Annotated in this window: 14 protein-coding genes, 1 tRNA gene and 1 pseudogene; 11 read left to right on the top strand and 5 right to left on the bottom strand. The window is 60.8% G+C overall.

Features of this window, described 5'->3' with window-relative positions; translation table 11 throughout:
* Positions 1-129 precede the first annotated feature (129 nt).
* The 3 genes from rpsO to J2Y39_RS25450 all read left to right on the top strand — a co-directional run bounded on the left by rpsO (position 130) and on the right by J2Y39_RS25450 (position 2,971).
* Positions 130-399: a 30S ribosomal protein S15 gene (gene rpsO, locus J2Y39_RS25460; protein WP_016771751.1), complete on the top strand. Its 270-nt coding sequence runs from the start codon at positions 130-132 to the stop codon at positions 397-399.
* A gap of 204 nt (positions 400-603) precedes the next feature.
* The gene (gene pnp, locus J2Y39_RS25455) at positions 604-2,709 is read left to right on the top strand and encodes a polyribonucleotide nucleotidyltransferase (protein ID WP_024011572.1); all 2,106 of its coding nucleotides are present in this window, start codon (positions 604-606) and stop codon (positions 2,707-2,709) included.
* A 189-nt stretch (positions 2,710-2,898) separates the two neighbouring features.
* A tRNA-Thr gene (locus J2Y39_RS25450) sits at positions 2,899-2,971 on the top strand.
* Between the two features lie 20 nt (positions 2,972-2,991).
* On the opposite strand, the gene J2Y39_RS25445 is transcribed toward J2Y39_RS25450, so the two are convergent.
* The gene (locus J2Y39_RS25445; protein WP_056782875.1) at positions 2,992-3,333 is read right to left on the bottom strand and encodes a type II toxin-antitoxin system HicB family antitoxin; all 342 of its coding nucleotides are present in this window, start codon (positions 3,331-3,333) and stop codon (positions 2,992-2,994) included.
* Complete coding sequence (locus J2Y39_RS25440; RefSeq protein ID WP_056782877.1) at positions 3,330-3,581, bottom strand: type II toxin-antitoxin system HicA family toxin; 252 nt, start codon at positions 3,579-3,581, stop codon at positions 3,330-3,332. Before J2Y39_RS25440 ends, J2Y39_RS25445 begins: the two co-directional genes overlap by 4 nt.
* A gap of 354 nt (positions 3,582-3,935) precedes the next feature.
* Between J2Y39_RS25440 and J2Y39_RS25435 the strand changes: the two genes are divergently transcribed.
* On the top strand, positions 3,936-4,235 hold the full coding sequence (locus tag J2Y39_RS25435; protein WP_076565788.1) for a DUF6388 family protein: 300 nt from the start codon (positions 3,936-3,938) through the stop codon (positions 4,233-4,235).
* A gap of 80 nt (positions 4,236-4,315) precedes the next feature.
* Here the strand turns inward: J2Y39_RS25435 and nadC are convergent, their stop codons facing one another.
* On the bottom strand, positions 4,316-5,164 hold the full coding sequence (gene nadC / locus J2Y39_RS25430; RefSeq protein ID WP_076565789.1) for a carboxylating nicotinate-nucleotide diphosphorylase: 849 nt from the start codon (positions 5,162-5,164) through the stop codon (positions 4,316-4,318).
* A 266-nt stretch (positions 5,165-5,430) separates the two neighbouring features.
* Between nadC and J2Y39_RS25425 the strand changes: the two genes are divergently transcribed.
* The 5 genes and pseudogenes from J2Y39_RS25425 to J2Y39_RS26645 all read left to right on the top strand — a co-directional run bounded on the left by J2Y39_RS25425 (position 5,431) and on the right by J2Y39_RS26645 (position 11,342).
* The gene (locus J2Y39_RS25425) at positions 5,431-7,608 is read left to right on the top strand and encodes a DUF1631 domain-containing protein (RefSeq protein ID WP_310220318.1); all 2,178 of its coding nucleotides are present in this window, start codon (positions 5,431-5,433) and stop codon (positions 7,606-7,608) included.
* Between the two features lie 64 nt (positions 7,609-7,672).
* Complete coding sequence (gene ampD, locus J2Y39_RS25420; protein WP_095180353.1) at positions 7,673-8,233, top strand: 1,6-anhydro-N-acetylmuramyl-L-alanine amidase AmpD; 561 nt, start codon at positions 7,673-7,675, stop codon at positions 8,231-8,233.
* Positions 8,230-9,069, top strand: coding sequence for a regulatory signaling modulator protein AmpE (gene ampE, locus J2Y39_RS25415; protein ID WP_041477938.1), 840 nt, complete (start codon positions 8,230-8,232; stop codon positions 9,067-9,069). Before ampD ends, ampE begins: the two co-directional genes overlap by 4 nt.
* A 275-nt stretch (positions 9,070-9,344) precedes the next feature.
* Positions 9,345-10,436 (top strand): annotated as a pseudogene (locus J2Y39_RS26650) (methyl-accepting chemotaxis protein); the annotation flags it as partial.
* The gene (locus J2Y39_RS26645) at positions 10,413-11,342 is read left to right on the top strand and encodes a methyl-accepting chemotaxis protein (protein WP_371915159.1); all 930 of its coding nucleotides are present in this window, start codon (positions 10,413-10,415) and stop codon (positions 11,340-11,342) included. The pseudogene J2Y39_RS26650 and the gene J2Y39_RS26645, both read left to right, overlap by 24 nt.
* Before the next feature lie 122 nt (positions 11,343-11,464).
* Here the strand turns inward: J2Y39_RS26645 and J2Y39_RS25405 are convergent, their stop codons facing one another.
* Together J2Y39_RS25405 and cra are read right to left on the bottom strand one after the other, a co-directional pair.
* A complete protein-coding gene (locus J2Y39_RS25405; RefSeq protein WP_310220314.1) occupies positions 11,465-12,241 on the bottom strand; it encodes a TatD family hydrolase in 777 nt (258 codons plus the stop codon).
* A 3-nt stretch (positions 12,242-12,244) separates the two neighbouring features.
* On the bottom strand, positions 12,245-13,240 hold the full coding sequence (cra, locus tag J2Y39_RS25400; RefSeq protein WP_122699955.1) for a catabolite repressor/activator: 996 nt from the start codon (positions 13,238-13,240) through the stop codon (positions 12,245-12,247).
* A gap of 305 nt (positions 13,241-13,545) precedes the next feature.
* Here cra and ptsP point away from each other — a divergent pair, with 305 nt between their 5' ends.
* Positions 13,546-16,407 (top strand): phosphoenolpyruvate--protein phosphotransferase, encoded by a 2,862-nt coding sequence (gene ptsP / locus J2Y39_RS25395; protein ID WP_122610853.1) that lies wholly within the window; start codon positions 13,546-13,548, stop codon positions 16,405-16,407.
* Positions 16,407-17,348: a 1-phosphofructokinase gene (gene pfkB, locus J2Y39_RS25390; protein WP_150743380.1), complete on the top strand. Its 942-nt coding sequence runs from the start codon at positions 16,407-16,409 to the stop codon at positions 17,346-17,348. The genes ptsP and pfkB overlap by 1 nt, the downstream gene beginning before the upstream one ends.
* Positions 17,349-17,359: the final 11 nt, after the last annotated feature.

Raw genomic sequence — 17,359 nt, 5'->3', positions numbered from 1 at the left:
CGTTAAGCGGGCCGGCGAGTGTGGCTGTTAACAGGCATGGTCACTACTCATTTATAGATACAGGGATTTGTCCCTGGCCTGTTGAAGCTGTTTCCCTGAAACAGTTTCCTGATAAGGAAGGATTGCCTCATGGCTCTCGACGTTCAAGAAAAAGCTCAAATCGTTGCTGACTACCAGCAAGCTGTTGGTGACACTGGTTCGCCAGAAGTGCAGGTTGCACTGCTGACCGCCAACATCAACAAACTGCAAGGTCACTTCAAGGCCAACGGTAAAGATCACCACTCCCGTCGTGGTCTGATCCGCATGGTTAACCAGCGTCGCAAGCTGCTGGACTACCTGAAAGGCAAGGACGTAAGCCGGTACGCCGCGCTGATCGCTCGCCTGGGTCTGCGTCGCTAATCAGCGATTGCGCTATGAGGTTGGTGGTCTGTCGGGCGTCAGCGGTTTTCCGCTGGCGTCTTGCAGGCTCCCAGCCTCAAGTTTTATCTGCAGCATGGCTTTACCTGTAGCACCCGGACAATTGCCATCGGGCCGATTCCCGAGATTGCCCAAGAATTCGCAAGAAACCGTTTCCCCCAAGAGCCACAAAGAAGGTAGGACACCGTGAACCCGGTAATCAAAAAATTCCAGTTCGGTCAATCGACCGTTACCCTCGAGACAGGCCGTATCGCCCGTCAGGCCTCCGGCGCAGTATTGGTCACCGTTGACGACGACGTCAGCGTGTTGGTGACTGTTGTCGGTGCAAAGCAAGCCGATCCGGGCAAGGGTTTCTTCCCTCTGTCCGTGCACTACCAGGAAAAGACTTACGCTGCCGGTAAGATCCCTGGCGGTTTCTTCAAGCGTGAAGGCCGTCCTTCCGAGAAAGAAACCCTGACTTCCCGACTGATCGACCGTCCGATCCGTCCACTGTTCCCAGAAGGCTTCATGAACGAAGTGCAGGTTGTCTGCACCGTCGTTTCCACCAGCAAGAAGACCGATCCGGACATCGCTGCGATGATCGGTACCTCGGCTGCCCTGGCCATCTCCGGCATTCCATTCGACGGCCCGATCGGCGCCGCTCGCGTGGCTTTCCACGAAAGCACCGGCTACCTGCTGAACCCGACTTACGAGCAGCAGGCCGCTTCGAGCCTGGACATGGTCGTTGCCGGTACTTCCGACGCCGTGCTGATGGTTGAATCGGAAGCCAAAGAGCTGACCGAAGACCAGATGCTGGGCGCGGTACTGTTCGCTCACGACGAATTCCAGGTTGTGATCAACGCTGTGAAAGAACTGGCTGCCGAAGCCGCCAAGCCAACCTGGAACTGGGCTCCTGCGCCAGAAGCCACCGAACTGCTGGGCGCTATCCGTGCCGAGTTCGGCGAAGCGATCTCCCAGGCTTACACCATCACCATCAAGGCCGACCGTTACGCTCGCCTGGGTGAGCTGAAGGACCAAGTGGTTGCCAAGCTGTCCGGTGAAGAAGGCCAGCCAAGCGCTGCTGAAGTCAAAGCAGCCTTCGGCGAAATCGAATACCGCACCGTTCGCGAAAACATCGTCAACGGCAAGCCACGTATCGACGGTCGCGACACCAAGACTGTACGTCCGCTGAACATCGAAGTCGGCGTTCTGCCGAAGACTCACGGTTCGGCTCTGTTCACCCGTGGCGAGACCCAGGCACTGGTTGTTGCAACACTGGGCACCGCCCGTGACGCGCAACTGCTGGACACCCTGGAAGGCGAAAAGAAAGACCCGTTCATGCTGCACTACAATTTCCCGCCGTTCTCGGTAGGCGAGTGTGGTCGCATGGGTGGCGCCGGTCGTCGCGAAATCGGTCACGGCCGTCTGGCCCGTCGTTCGGTTTCGGCCATGCTGCCAGCCGCTGACGTGTTCCCGTACACCATCCGCGTGGTGTCGGAAATCACCGAATCCAACGGTTCGAGCTCGATGGCTTCCGTGTGCGGTGCTTCCCTGGCACTGATGGACGCTGGTGTACCGATGAAGGCACCGGTAGCCGGTATCGCCATGGGTCTGGTTAAAGAAGGCGAGAAGTTCGCCGTCCTGACCGACATCCTCGGCGACGAAGATCACCTGGGCGACATGGACTTCAAGGTAGCCGGTACCGCCAAAGGCGTTACTGCGCTGCAGATGGACATCAAGATCAAGGGCATCACCGAAGAGATCATGGAAATCGCTCTGGGCCAGGCCCTTGAAGCGCGCCTGAACATCCTCGGCCAGATGAACCAGATCATTGGCCAGTCGCGTACCGAGCTGTCGGCCAACGCGCCGACAATGATCGCGATGAAGATCGACACCGACAAGATCCGTGACGTTATCGGTAAAGGTGGCGCGACCATCCGTGCGATCTGCGAAGAAACCAAGGCTTCGATCGACATCGAAGACGACGGTTCGATCAAGATCTTCGGCGAAACCAAGGATGCCGCAGAAGCAGCGCGTCAGCGCGTTCTGAGCATCACGGCAGAAGCCGAGATCGGCAAGATCTACGTCGGCAAGGTTGAGCGCATCGTCGACTTCGGCGCATTCGTCAACATCCTGCCGGGCAAGGACGGTCTGGTGCACATCTCGATGCTGAGCGACGCTCGCGTTGAGAAAGTGACCGACATCCTGAAAGAAGGCCAGGAAGTGGAAGTGCTGGTACTGGACGTGGACAACCGCGGCCGTATCAAGCTGTCCATCAAAGACGTGGCAGCTGCCAAGGCTTCGGGCGTTTAATCGCCCCAACGCTTTAGCGCAATGAAGATGCCCCCGCCGTGCAAACGGCGGGGGCATTTTTTTATCTGAAATAAAGAAATTGTGGCGAGGGGATTTATCCCCTCGCCACAAATGTGGTTCTCAAAAGAAAACCATCAGACAACCCACAAATTTGCCGGAGCTCGAGACCGGTGCTAGGTTTAGCCCACCGCCCGTGTAGCTCAGCCGGTAGAGCAGCGCACTCGTAACGCGAAGGTCGCAGGTTCGATTCCTGTCTCGGGCAAAAAATTTTCGCCTTCGGTTTTATGCGTGGTGTTGGAGGTATTCGTTCAGTGCTTGACGTGTCAGATCATTCAACGACACATTTTGACGGGTTGCCGCCAGAGCCGCTGCTAAATGCAGATCGTGACCTATGCGAACATTGAACGATCCTTTGCATGGGATTTCAGGCTTCTGCCCGAGCTGCTGACAGGTTTGTAAATAGTCATCTACCGCCTCGCGAAAGGCTGCTTCCAGTTCAGCCACCGTTTGTCCTTCATAATTAACCAGCGCCCTGATGAAAAGGAGTTTTCCGAACAGGCACTTATCTTCCGTGCTCGCCTCGATAGAGCCAACATAGCCTTTGTAGTGCAGCTGGGAACTCATGGAATCAGGCCTCCTGTTTTCAGTTGCTCGATAATCTGGCGTCTTGCGTATGTTTTGATTTCATTTCCGGGATGTGGCTTGTGCAGGTTGATCATTGCGCTCGGATTCCCGTTGTCGAATTTGATCCTGCTACCGGATCCTTCCAGCTGAGAGTAACCAAGACGCGCCAACAGAGTGACAAGCTCGGACCATGTGAATGCGCTTTGGCCGTTGACAAGTTTGGCGAGAAGTTTTTCAGTCTTTGACATGCTGGCCTATGATTGCAACTGAATATAGTTGCCTGTTTTTGGGCGGTCAATGTGAAGGTTTCGTTCGCCTTGACCTCAAAGGCGATGGCGAGGATTTATACGCAGTGAATTTCGCGCATGGAAACCGGAAACTGTAACCAAGCGCATACCACCCTTCATTTCATTCCCCCGGTTGCACTGGCTTGCGTCTCTGTTAGGATTCCTTCGTACCAGACAAGCAAGCACCGTTGTTTTCATATGATCCACGAATGGTCCTGAAGGCCAGGAAAAACCGAGCTTCCAATGGCTTCCTGCGTCAGAGAGATCCTTGATGATCCAGATCCATCCTCCATTCCTAAGATCAGCGAGAACCCCATGACTGAATTGACCCAAGAGCAACGCCACGAACAAGCGCTGGAAAAATACCTTCTGGATGTGCCGGACCTGAAGGATGAGATCAAGGACCTGAGTCCCGATGATCAGAAAGACCAGATCCAGTGGGCCTTCGAAGACGAAGCCGAAGCGCAGGGCTTGCAGCCGTGGGAGCTGACGCTCAAGTACACGAGCACGCCAGAAGAGTTCGAGGCGCAGCGCCTCGTGCTGCACAAGGAAGCGGCGGAAGTATTGGGTGTCGAGTGGGAAGAGTACTGCGAGATGAACAATCTCGTCGTATAAGAGCAGCTGCGAGCTTCTAGCTACAAGCTGCAAGTCAAAGCAGAGTCGCTTGGCTTGTAGCTTGTAGCTTGCCGCTGCGTTTAGAGGCTTAGTCGCATCGACAGATCCACCGCTTTGACATCCTTGGTCATCGCGCCGATCGAGATGTAATCCACGCCCGTTTCGGCGATCGGCAGCAGCGTGCTTTCGTTGATGCCGCCGCTGGCTTCCAGTTTCGCCTTGCCGGCGGTCAGGCGTACGGCTTCGCGCATGTCATCCAGGCTCAGTTCGTCGAGCATGATGATGTCGGCGCCGGCTTCCAGCGCTTGCTTCAATTCCTCAAGACTTTCCACTTCGATTTCCACCGGTTTGCCCGGGGCGATCTTGTGCGCGGCGGCCACGGCTTCGGCGATGCCACCACTGGCGGCGATGTGGTTTTCCTTGATCAGGAAGGCATCGTAGAGACCGATCCGGTGGTTGTGACAGCCGCCGCAGGTCACTGCGTATTTCTGCGCCATCCGCAGGCCCGGCAAGGTTTTGCGGGTGTCGAGCAACTTGACCTGCGTTTCGCCGACGAAGTCCGCCAGGTACTGCGCGCGCGTCGCTACGCCGGACAGCAACTGCAGGAAGTTCAACGCGCTGCGTTCCCCCGTCAGCAGTGAGCGAGCCGGGCCTTCCAGGTGAAACAGCGGCTGATTGGCTTTGACCCGCTGGCCGTCGACCACTTGCCAATGCACCGCTACGCGCGGATCGAGCTGGCGAAACACCGCATCGACCCACGCGGTGCCGCAGATGACGGCGTCGTCACGGGTGATGATGGTGGCTTTGGCCAGGCGTTCGGCCGGGATCAGTTGCGCGGTGATGTCGCCGCTGCCGACGTCTTCGAGCAACGCACGGCGCACGTTGTTTTCGATTTCGGCGGTCAGATCGGCGAGGCGTAGATTCGGCATAACGGACTCCACAAACAAAGTGGTTCGATTATAGGGGCAGGGCGCGAGCCAACCCAAGGCGAGAACGTTCGTGCCTGACGCATCTGGTCGATTTTCCTGCGCTGAGTGCGAGGTGTGGCGTATAGGGGAAACCCTGAGGCCTATAGCATCGCCGGCCTGTTTTGCCAGATAATCCGCCTTGTATTTGACGTCATGGCTTTGACGAACGAGTCCAGTTGGGGCAGTGTCGAAAGCGACGAACCGAATCACCGTTCCAGGAGGCTTGGATGCGCAACGACGGGAAAGTGGTGCCTTTGCACCGGGCGACTGCCGATCTGGCGGACCACTCGCCGCTTGCCCGCTTGCCGGTGATTCTGCTGCAGGTTCGCGACAAGGCTGCGCAGCAGCTGCGCCACGATTTGCAGGAATTGTTCGATAACGCTGACGACACGCTGTTCGAAATGGCCGACCGGGCGCGCAACGATGTCGATCAGAACATTTTTTTTGAAGCCATGCGCGACCTGCGCCTCAAGCGCAAGAACATCGAGCGTGGCTTTCTCGAATTGTTTTTCGAAGCCTTCGCCGGCCTTACCCAATACGACCCCGCCGCCAACACCCTGCCACGCACGCCGGTGGTCGAAGAGTCGGCGCCGCGCACCGATGCCATGGAGCGCACCGTCGCCGTGCAGACCATGGTCAGCCGTGTGCTCAAGCGCGACGGCTTCGCTCTCGACCAACTGACCGCACGCTTCAGCTCGATGCTCGGCAAGCGTCTGGACGATCAGCACAACCCGCTGAGTCCGGCGATGCTCTGCGAATATTTCCTGCAGGCCGGACGTAACCTCGGCGTCGAGATCAAGGTCAAGCTGATCCTGCTCAAGCTGTTCGAACGCTATGTGCTGGCTGACACCGAACAGTTGTATGGCGAGGCCAATCAGTTGTTGCTCGCCACCGGCGTGTTGCCACATCTGAAACCCGCCGTGGCTCGTCGCATGGTCGAGCCTGCGGACAGCGACACATTGATTGAAGATCTCGACGAGCCGCCAGCGGACGAAGGCATCGAGGAAGTGTTCGCCGCGATGCAGCAATTGCTCGCCCAGGTCCGCGGCCGCGTCACACCGACCCTGGAGCCCGGCGCCCCGGCGCATCCGATCAACACCCGCGACCTGCTGCGGTTGTTGTCGCACTTGCAGCAATACGTACCGGCGCTGGAGGCTCAGGAAGATTTCGATCTGCGTCATCAGCTCGAACAGTTGCTGACCCGAGTCAGCGTCCGAAGTGGCCGCTCACGCGTTGTCGCGACTGCCGACGAAGATGTGATCAACCTGATCGCCATGGTTTTCGACTGCATCCTCGACGATCGCAATGTGCCCGATGCGCTCAAGGCGCTGATCGGTCGATTGCAGATTCCGATGCTCAAGGTTGCGGTGCTGGACAAGAGTTTCTTCAGCCGCAGCACGCACCCGGCGCGGCGCCTGCTCAACGAAATCGCCGAGGCCGCAATGGGCTGGAGCGATTGCGACGGCGCTGAGCGCGACAACCTCTATGTGCGCATCGAGCAAGTGGTACAGCGCTTGCTCAGCGAGTTTGTCGACGACCCGGCGATCTTCTCCGAACTGCTCGCCGACTTCCTCGCCTTCACTCAGGAAGAGCGCCGCCGCACTGAACTGCTGGAACAACGCTTGCGGGACGCCGAGGAAGGCCGGGCGAAGGCCGAGCTGGCTCAGCGGCGTGTCGCGCAGGCGTTGCAACAGGCGCTACTGGGCAAAGTGCTGCCGGCGACGGTGGTCAGTTTCGTCCAGCAGGCCTGGAGCAAAGTGCTGTTGCTGACCTGCCTCAAGCACGGCGATCAGTCCGCCGAATGGCATGCCGATGTGCAGACCATGGAACAGTTGGTCTGGAGCGTGCAGCGCCATGACGACGGCGAATCCAGCCTGCGCCTGCTGGCACTGGTGCCGGGTTTGCTCAAGTCGCTGCGCGATGGCCTGAGCAGCACCGCGTTCGACCCGTTTGCCACCAGCGAATTTTTCAGCGAACTGGAGGCTCTGCACGTACGCGTGCTGGAACGTTCCGACGATGCCGAGCACAGCGCCATGCCGCTGATCGAAGTCACGCCCGAAGTCTTGCAGCACAGTGCCGGCCAGACGGCAGCGACCCCGGCGCCGCGCCTGGCGCAAGACGCTGCCGGTCTGTCTCAGGTCGAGCAGTTGCGTGTGGGCCACTGGGTGGTGTTCGACGCAGACGAGGAACAGACCTTGCGTTGCAAACTCGCCGCGATCATCAAAGAGACCGGCAAATATGTCTTCGTCGACCGCACTGGCATGAAAGTGCTGGAGCACAGCAGCACCGATCTGGCCCTGGCATTCAGCCGTGGCGTCGCGCGCGCACTGGATGACACCTTGCTGTTCGACCGCGCACTGGAATCGGTGCTGGGCGACCTGCGGCGACTCAATCGCGGCAAGTGATCGCGCGGTGAGGGTGGATCGCGGCATACTGGGCGCCCACATGGTCGGCGTTGAAGGAATCGGTATGCAGTTGGATCCCGCGAGCGGGTGGTGTCATGGCGTGCAGATCTGCCCGTCGCCCAACTTCAATGAGCGCCCGGCGGGCGAAGTGTCCCTGTTGGTCATCCACAACATCAGCCTGCCGCCGGCGCAATTCGCCACGGGCAAGGTGCAGGAATTTTTCCAGAATCGTCTGGATGTCACCGAACACCCGTACTTTGCAGGCATCGCTGACCTGCGCGTCTCGGCGCATTTTCTGATCGAACGTGACGGCAACGTCACCCAGTTTGTCTCCTGTCTGGAACGGGCGTGGCATGCCGGCGTTTCGATGTTCGAAGGCCGTGAAACCTGCAACGATTTTTCCGTGGGCATCGAGCTGGAAGGCACCGATGATCTGCCGTTCACCGACGAGCAATATCGCGCGTTGACTGCGCTGACCCGGCAGTTGCAGAAACGCTTTCCGGCGATCACCGATCAGCGCATCTGCGGCCACAGCGATATCGCGCCGGGGCGCAAGACCGATCCGGGACCGGCATTCGACTGGGCACGCTACCGCGCTGCCCTGGCAAAAGAGGAAGGACAATGAGTTTTCTGGTGTTACTGCTGGCGCTGTGGATCGAGAAGTTTTCGGCCCTGCGCCATCGGCTTCAACGCGACGGCGGATGGATCCGCGAACTGCACAAACTCGAAAACAGCAAACGGCTGGCCAGGCAACCGTGGCTGGTGCTGACGATTCTGGTGCTGTTCCCGGTGGCGTTGCTGGCGCTGTTGCTGCTGGTGCTGGAACCTGTGGCTTACGGTTTGCTGGCGTTGCCGGTGCATTTGCTGGTGGTGATCTACAGCCTCGGACGCGGCGATCTGCTCGGCGGCCTCGGCCCGTTCCGCGATGCCTGGCGCCGTGAGGATCTGCAAGCGGCGGCGCACGTCGCCAAGCGCGATCTGGATATCTGCGCCGACAACGGCGAGCAGTTGCTCGAGCGGGTGCAAGGGCATCTGCTGTGGCAGGCCTATCAGAGTTTCTTCGCGGTGATCTTCTGGTACTTCCTTCTCGGCCCCGTGGCGGCATTGGCCTATCGTTTGCTGGCGCTGGCCGAAGAGCACGGCTGCAATCCGGCGCTGGTCGAGCGTGCTGCGCAATTGCGTCACGCTTTCGATTGGGTGCCGGTGCGTTTGCTGGCGGCAAGTCTTGCGTTGGTCGGCAACTTCGTTGCGGTCAGCCGAGTGATGCTGCATGAGCTGCTCAACTGGAACATCAGCGCTGCGCAGTTGATCAACAAGGTCGGCCTGGCAGCCGGGGAAGTTCCACCGCCAGTGGTCGGCCCGGACGGCATCAACACTCTCGATTGCCTGTGGGAATTGCTGCTGCGCGCGGCAGTGCTGTGGTATGCCGGGTTTGCCTTGTGGACGGTTCTGGTTCACTGATTACAGCAAGATCAAAAGATCGCAGCCTTCGGCAGCTCCTACCTTGGAACGCATTTCCCTGTAGGAGCTGCCGAAGGCTGCGATCTTTTTGCTTTTGATTTGGCGATCACTGCATTGCCATTAACCTTAAGTTACAAAACCTCCCGCCGATTTACGCTATACAGAGATAGCGCCCGATAGTGGCTATCTGCTCTCGTCCCGCGCCAGCCAATAAAAACAAGAAAAACCAAGGGAGACTTCCAGTGAAGAGCTTGCTCTATCCCGCCGTCTCGCTGATGAACCGTCTGAGCTTCGGCATGAAGTTCAGTCTGATCAGCGTGCTGTTCCTGGTGCCGATGCTGGTGACCAATTTCTATCTGGTACGCGATTCCTATCGCGAATTTCAGGGCACCCGCGTCGAACTGCAGAGCCTCGACCTGCTGGGCAGCAGCCTGAACCTGCGCCGGGATCTGGAGACCCTGAACAATCTGGTGCAGATCGACGTTACCCTCGGCCAGTCCGGCAAGGCCGGCAATGTCGAAGCGCAGATCCAGACGCTGGAGCAGGCTTTGCTCGCGCGGCTCGAAGGGCTGACGGCGATGACCGAAGACCCCGAGCAGATCAAGCAATTCGAGGCCAAGCGCGATGAAATGATCGCCGCGTTCAAGGCCCAGCAAGCAGAGAGCTCGCTGCAAAGCAAAAGCGCGTTGATCGGCAAGTTGCTGGCCAGTGCGCAGATTTTCAGCCAGATCATCACCAGTCAGGCCGGGTTGAGCCGCGACAACCAGAGCGACATTCGTCAGCTCAGCGAACTGGTTACGCTGATCACCCCCAGCGTCACGCAAACCCTCGGCGAAGGCCGGGCGATGGGTTCGTATTCGTTGGGCCAGGGCTTTCTCAACAGTTCCTCGAGCACGCGTTTCGACGAGTTGCTGGTGCAGATCGAAAAACTCCAGGCCGAGTACGCCCTGAAACTGCAAGACGCCCTCGGTTCCAGCAGTGCTGCGCGCGAATCCCTCAGTGCCCAGGCCGACACCAGCAAGGCTTCGCTCAAGCAGGCCAGCGAGCTGTTCGAAGAACAAGTGGTGATGGCCGATACCCTCGATGCGCCGTGGCAGGCATTCTACGATCAGGTCACCGGGCTGATGGAACACACCTACCAGCTCAATCAGGCCACGCTGAAATTCCTCGACAGCCAGTTGCAGCAGCGTCTGGCGCAGAACCGCACGCACATGATTCTGCAAGCCTCGGCGTTGTCGGTGGTGTTTGTGCTGATTTTCTATCTTTATGGCGGTTTCTACGCCTCGACCCGGACCACCCTGAAAAGCCTGGGCGCGATGATGGACAAGGTCGCGGCCGGTGACATGACCGTCAACTTCAAGGCCAGCAGCCGCGATGAACTGGGCGAGTTGGGCGAGGTGTTCAACGGTACGGTGAAGAAGATTCACGACTTGATCGAACGTGTCGGGCATACCGTGGGTGAGGTCGAGCGGCAGGCCGGGCAGGTGGAGAGCGTGTCGGCGCAGAGCAATCAGGCTGTTGCTGGGCAGCGCTCGCAGATCGAACAAGTGGCGACGGCGATGAACCAGATGTCGGCGACCTCAATGGAAGTCGCTCGCAGTGCCGCCGCTGCGGTGAGCAGCGCCCACAGCGTCAACGACGAAACCCTCAGCGGACGCGGGCTGGTGGAATCGCAGCAGGGCAGCATTGCCGCGCTGGCCAGCGAAATCGATCAGTCGGTGCTTGTGATCAATCAACTGGCCAGCGACAGCCAGTCGATCAGCCGTGTGCTTGAGGTGATCAAGAGCATCGCCGAACAGACCAACCTGCTGGCGCTCAATGCGGCGATCGAAGCCGCGCGAGCCGGCGAGCAGGGGCGCGGTTTTGCCGTGGTCGCCGACGAAGTACGCACCTTGGCCAAACGCACCCAACAATCGACCGAAGAAATCGAGCAGATGATCGCCAAACTGCATGGCGGCGTCGGCGCGGCGGTGAAGGCCATGGGCGTCAGCCATCAGATGGCCAACGGCACGGTGGGCCAGTCGGAGAAGGTCCAGCAGGCGCTGGAAAACATCCTTGGCGCGGTGGGCATGATCGTCGATCAGAACCAGCAGATCGCCGCCGCCGTCGAACAGCAGACCGCCGTGGCCCACGACATCGACCAGAATATCGTCGAGATCAACCGTGCCGGCGAACGCACGGCGCAAGGCGCGCACCAGACCGAAGATGCCAGCCGCGCGCTGTCGGCGCAGGTGGTTGAACTCAAACAACTGATCAGCGCGTTTCGCGTCTGAATCCCACATCATCCCTCTGTAGGAGCTGACGAGTGCAACGAGGCTGCGATCTTTTGACTTTGCCTCTGAAGATCAAAAGATCGCAGCCTCGTTGCACTCGTCAGCTCCTACCCGGGTACGTGTTACCAGCCGAAGACTTCGCAGCAGTTGGCGGTGCTGGCGTTGGCCAGTTGTTCAGGCGTGATATTCATCAGCTCGGCCAGCGCCGCGCAAATCGCCGGCAGATGCGCCGGGCTGTTGCGCTGGCCGGGGAACATGGCGGGGGCCATGTCCGGTGAGTCGGTTTCCAGTACCACCGATTGCAGCGGCAGTTCCGGCAGGACCCGATGCATGCGCAACGCCTGCGGCCAGGTCGGAGCACCGCCGAGACCCAGTTTGAACCCGAGCTTGAGGTATTCCCGCGCTTCTTCGCGGCTGCCGGCGAAGGCGTGGATGATGCCGGCGCGTTTGAGTTTGAAGCGCTTGAGCGTGGCAATCACTGCTGCATGGCTGCGGCGTACGTGGATCAGCGCCGGCAGCTCGAAGTCCGCCGCCAGTTGCAGCTGCGCTTCGAACAACGACTGTTGCCGCTCGCGATCGAGGTTTTCGATGAAGTAATCCAGGCCTATCTCGCCCACCGCACACAACTGCCGATGCCCGCGCAGGCGTGTCAGCCAGTCACCCAGTGCGAGCAAATCCTCGGAGCGATGCTGATCGAGGAACACCGGATGCAGACCGAACGCGGCGTACAGGTCGGCATCGCTCTGCACCAGGTCCCACACCCGTTGCCAGTTGCCCTGATGCACGCCCAGCACGACGATGCGCCGCACGCCGAGGGCGCGGCTTTCGGCCAGCAACTCTGCGCGATCGGCGTCGAAGTCGGGGAAGTCGAGGTGGGTGTGGCTGTCGATCAGCTCCACGCTTCAGTCCCGATGAATACGCTGCTTGAAAGTTCGCGCAATGGCTTGCACGCCCGGTTGGTAGTCGTCCTGCTCGACGGCGGCCAGGGCCAGTTCCAGGGCCTTGTCGGCGATCAACTGGTGTTGCTGGGACATGGCGTTGACCGGCAACGGCAGGAAATCCAGCAACTGCGTGTCACCGAACGTGCCCAGGCGCAGCGGCCGCGATTTCAGCGGGAAATCATGCAGCGCATCGAACACGCCTTGCAGCAGTACGTAGGAAGTGGTCACCAGTGCGTCAGGCAAATGCCCCAGACGCTGCAGGAGTTCTTCCATCAATTGCTTGCCGCACTCGCGGCTGAACGACTCGGCGTGCTCGATCAGCACCTCACCTTTGAAGTCTTTGAGCGCTGCGCGGAAACCGGCGGCACGCTCCTGGCTGATGCTCAGCTCCGGGCGTGCGCCTAGCAGGACGATCTGCTTTGGCTGCGGATCGAGCAGGCTCTGGGTCAGATGCAGGCTGGCCTCGCGGTCGTCGCTGATCACCGAGCAGAAATGCTCCGGTTCCATGACCCGGTCGATGGCGATGATCGGCAGACCCTTGGCCTGCAACTGGCGATAGCTGTCATCACCGGCCGGCAGGCAACTGGCGACGATCAGCGCATCGCATCGGCGCGCGCGGAACAGTTGCAGCAACTGGCGCTCGCTGTCCGGCGCATCGTCTGAGCTGGCGATCAGCAATTGATAACCGCGAGCCCGCGCGCCTTGTTCGAGCAACTTGGCGATCCGCGCGTAACTGGGGTTTTCCAGATCCGGCAGGATAAAGCCCAAGGTGCGCGTGTGCCGACTGCGCAGGCCGGCCGCTTGCGGATTGGGCGTGAAGCCGTGCAGATCGACCACCGCGCGCACGCGCTCGACGGTCGCGTTGCTGATGCGTTGCTGTTCGGCCTTGCCGTTGATGACGTAGCTGGCGGTGGTGACGGAGACGCCGGCCAACCGCGCGATATCACTGAGTTTCAACCCGGTATTTCCTTGTTTTTTCGAGCATGCCGCGACATTTTCGCCAATCCTACCCGATAAGGGCAGTCGACTTATTGCCTGGGCAGATCCGACCAGTTGGACTTCAAGGATGAGACATTATCGAGTAACGTGCCGATCAATCTAGATTAAACGTTTCAGCAAGCGTATTTTCTACGTTTTAGACGCCTTTGGCCGGTCCTGCCGTGAAACCGCCAAAACTGCCGCTGAAAAGCGCGGCAGAGCGCCTAAGCTGTGAACCATTCAAAACAATACCTGGCGTTGAACTGCGCCAAAAAGGAGATCGCATGCTCGAGCTCACTATAGAGCAGATATCCATGGGCCAGTCGGCCGTGGATAAACCCGCTGCCCTGCAATTGCTGGCCAGTCATCTGGTTGCCGATGGTCTGGTAGCCGACGGCTACCTCGCCGGCCTGCAGGCCCGGGAAGCCCAGGGCTCGACCTTTCTCGGTCAAGGCATCGCCATTCCCCACGGTACGCCGGAAACCCGCGATCAGGTATTCGCCACCGGCGTGCGCCTGATGCAGTTTCCCGACGGCGTCGATTGGGGCGATGGCCAGATCGTTTATCTGGCGATTGGCATCGCGGCGAAATCCGACGAACACCTGCGCCTGCTGCAACTGCTGACCCGTGCCCTCGGCGAGACCGATCTGGGCCAGGCCCTGCGTCGCGCCAGCTCGCCCGAAGCGCTGCTGAAGCTGCTGCAAGGCGCGCCGCAGGAACTGGCGCTCGATGCGCAGATGATCGGCCTCGGCGTGTCGGCCGATGATTTCGAAGAACTGGTCTGGCGCGGCGCCCGTCTGCTGCGTCAGGCCGATTGTGTGAGCAACGGCTTTGCCGGCGTGTTGCAGCAGGTTGAAGCGCTGCCACTGGGCGACGGCCTGTGGTGGCTGCACAGCGAGCAGACCGTGAAGCGTCCGGGGCTGGCGTTCGTCACCCCGGACAAACCGATGCGCTACCTCGGCCAGCCGCTTAGCGGTCTCTTCTGCCTGGCGAGTCTGGGCGAAGCGCATCAGGCGCTGCTCGAGCGTTTGTGCGCGTTGCTGATCGAAGGTCGCGGCCACGAACTGGGCCGCGCCACCAGCAGCCGCAAAGTCCTCGAAGTGCTGGGCGGTGAATTGCCCGCCGACTGGCCGAGCGCGCGTATTGCCCTGGCCAACGCCCACGGTCTGCATGCGCGCCCGGCGAAGATCCTTGCGCAACTGGCGAAGAGTTTTGACGGCGAAATTCGCGTGCGCATCGTCGACAGCCAAGACAGTGCCGTGTCGGTGAAAAGCCTGAGCAAACTGCTCAGCCTCGGCGCCCGGCGCGGTCAGGTGCTGGAGCTGATTGCCGAACCGAGCATCGCCGCCGATGCCTTGCCGGCCCTGCTCGCGGCGATTGAAGAAGGCCTCGGTGAGGAAGTCGAGCCGCTGCCGGCCGTGAGTCAGCAGCGCGAAGTGATCGCCGACATCGCCGAAGTGCTGATCGCGCCGGCCTCCGGCAGCCTGTTGCAGGCGATTCCTGCCGCACCGGGCATCGCCATCGGCCCTGCGCACATTCAGGTGCTGCAAGCCATCGATTACCCGTTGCGCGGCGAGTCGGCGGCAATCGAGCGCGAGCGCCTCAAGCAAGCGCTGAGCGACGTGCGCCGCGACATTCAGGGCTTGATCGAACGCAGCAAGGCCAAAGCCATCCGCGAGATTTTCATCACCCATCAGGAAATGCTCGACGACCCGGATCTGACCGACGAAGTCGACACCCGCCTCAAGCAAGGCGAAAGCGCCGAAGCGGCGTGGATGGCGGTGATCGAAGCGGCGGCCAAACAGCAGGAATCGCTGCAGGACGCTTTGCTCGCCGAGCGTGCCGCCGATCTGCGCGACATCGGTCGCCGGGTGCTGGCGCAGCTGTGTGGCGTGCAGACCGCGAACGAACCTGAGCAACCGTACATTCTGGTGATGGACGAAGTCGGCCCGTCCGATGTCGCGCGGCTGGATCCTGCGCGAGTGGCGGGGATTCTCACCGCGCGCGGCGGTGCTACCGCGCACAGCGCCATCGTCGCCCGCGCGCTCGGTATTCCAGCACTGGTCGGCGCTGGTGCAGCGGTGCTGTTGCTCGAGCCGGGCACGCCACTGTTGCTCGACGGTCAGCGTGGCCGTCTGCATGTCGACGCCGATGCCGCGACCCTCAAGCGTGCCGCCGAAGAACGAGACACCCGCGAGCAACGCCTGAAGATTGCCGCCGAACAACGCCATCAACCGGCACACACCACCGACGGCCACGCCGTCGAAGTGTTCGCCAACATCGGCGAAAGCGCTGGGGTGACCAGCGCGGTGGAGCAGGGCGCCGAAGGCATTGGCCTGCTGCGCACCGAACTGATTTTCATGGCCCACCCGCAGGCACCGGACGAGGCAACCCAGGAAGCCGAATACCGTCGCGTCCTCGATGGTCTGGCCGGACGGCCGCTGGTGGTGCGCACGCTGGACGTCGGCGGCGACAAACCGCTGCCGTATTGGCCGATCGCCAAGGAAGAAAACCCGTTCCTCGGCGTGCGCGGCATTCGCCTGACCCTGCAGCGTCCGCAGATCATGGAAGCGCAACTGCGCGCCTTGCTGCGCTCGGCTGACAACCGTCCGCTGCGGATCATGTTCCCGATGGTCGGCAGCGTCGAAGAGTGGCGCCAAGCCCGTGACATGACCGAACGCCTGCGTCTGGAAATTCCAGTCGCCGACCTGCAACTGGGGATCATGATCGAGGTGCCGTCCGCCGCATTGCTCGCGCCGGTACTGGCCAAGGAAGTCGACTTCTTCAGCGTCGGCACCAACGACCTGACCCAATACACCCTGGCCATCGACCGTGGTCATCCGACGCTGTCTGCACAAGCGGACGGCTTGCACCCGGCGGTCCTGCAACTGATCGACATCACCGTGCGCGCCGCCCATGCCCATGGCAAATGGGTGGGCGTCTGCGGCGAGCTGGCGGCGGACCCGCTGGCGGTGCCGGTGCTGGTTGGCCTCGGTGTCGACGAGCTCAGCGTGTCCGGGCGCAGCATTGCCGAAGTCAAGGCGCGCATCCGTGAACTCAGCCTGCCCCAGGCGCAAACCCTCGCTCAACAGGCCCTGGCCGTGGGCAGCGCGAATGAAGTGCGCGCATTAGTGGAGGCCCTGTAATGGCCAAGATTCTCACCCTGACCCTCAACCCGGCACTCGACCTCACCGTCGAGCTGTCACGGCTGGATGCCGGTCAGGTCAATCGCAGCGAGGAGATGCACACCCACGCTGCGGGCAAAGGCGTCAACGTCGCCCAGGTGCTGGCGGACCTCGGCCATCAGGTCACCGTCAGCGGCTTTCTCGGCGAAGACAATCTGCAAGCGTTCGAAACCCTGTTCGCCAAGCGTGGTTTTATCGACGCGTTCATCCGCGTGCCGGGCGAGACGCGCAGCAACATCAAGGTCGCCGAACAGGACGGGCGCATTACCGACATCAACGGTCCGGGGCCAATGGTCGATGCAATGGCGCAGCAAGCTTTGCTTGATCGCTTGCTGCAGATCGCACCGGGGCACGATGCGGTGGTGGTCGCCGGCAGTCTGCCGCGTGGCGTCACTGCGCAATGGTTGCGCGAGCTGATTGAACGGCTGAACGCGCTCGGCTTGAAAGTCGCCCTTGATTCCAGCGGTGAGGCTTTGCGCGCCGCGTTGCAGGCCAGCCCCTGGCTGATCAAACCGAACACCGAAGAATTGGCCCACGCCCTCGGCTGCGAAGTGGTGTCGCCGATCGCCGAAGCACAAGCCGCCGCACGTTTGCATGCGCAAGGCATCGAGCACGTGGTGATCTCTCACGGCGCTGACGGGGTCAACTGGTTCAGTGTCGGCTCGGCCCTGCATGCCTCGCCGCCGAAAGTCAGCGTGGCCAGCACGGTCGGTGCCGGCGATTCATTGCTGGCTGGCATGCTCCACGGTCTGCTCAGTGCTGATACGCCGGAGCAAACCCTGCGCACCGCCACCGCGATTGCGGCAATGGCGGTGACCCAGATCGGTTTTGGCATCAACGACGCTGCGCAACTGGCGCAGCTCGAACAGGGCGTGCGCGTGCGCCCCCTGACAGAACAATAAGAGGGTTTGTC

Origin of the sequence: Pseudomonas sp. 2957, assembly GCF_031456345.1 — a bacterium.
In the GTDB taxonomy this organism is placed as follows: Bacteria; Pseudomonadota; Gammaproteobacteria; order Pseudomonadales; family Pseudomonadaceae; genus Aquipseudomonas; species Aquipseudomonas siliginis.
The sequence above is the reverse complement of the archived record's forward strand: the minus strand, read 5'-3'. Positions and strand labels throughout refer to the sequence as shown.

Coding starts and splice junctions, on each gene's coding strand:
- rpsO (WP_016771751.1), top strand. CDS start 130: ATGGCTCTCGACGTTCAAGAAAAAGCTCAAATCGTTGCTGACTACCAG.
- J2Y39_RS25445 (WP_056782875.1), bottom strand. CDS start 3,333: ATGAGTTCCCAGCTGCACTACAAAGGCTATGTTGGCTCTATCGAGGCG.
- J2Y39_RS25440 (WP_056782877.1), bottom strand. CDS start 3,581: ATGTCAAAGACTGAAAAACTTCTCGCCAAACTTGTCAACGGCCAAAGC.
- J2Y39_RS25435 (WP_076565788.1), top strand. CDS start 3,936: ATGACTGAATTGACCCAAGAGCAACGCCACGAACAAGCGCTGGAAAAA.
- nadC (WP_076565789.1), bottom strand. CDS start 5,164: ATGCCGAATCTACGCCTCGCCGATCTGACCGCCGAAATCGAAAACAAC.
- J2Y39_RS25425 (WP_310220318.1), top strand. CDS start 5,431: ATGCGCAACGACGGGAAAGTGGTGCCTTTGCACCGGGCGACTGCCGAT.
- ampD (WP_095180353.1), top strand. CDS start 7,673: ATGCAGTTGGATCCCGCGAGCGGGTGGTGTCATGGCGTGCAGATCTGC.
- ampE (WP_041477938.1), top strand. CDS start 8,230: ATGAGTTTTCTGGTGTTACTGCTGGCGCTGTGGATCGAGAAGTTTTCG.
- J2Y39_RS26645 (WP_371915159.1), top strand. CDS start 10,413: ATGACCGTCAACTTCAAGGCCAGCAGCCGCGATGAACTGGGCGAGTTG.
- ptsP (WP_122610853.1), top strand. CDS start 13,546: ATGCTCGAGCTCACTATAGAGCAGATATCCATGGGCCAGTCGGCCGTG.
- pfkB (WP_150743380.1), top strand. CDS start 16,407: ATGGCCAAGATTCTCACCCTGACCCTCAACCCGGCACTCGACCTCACC.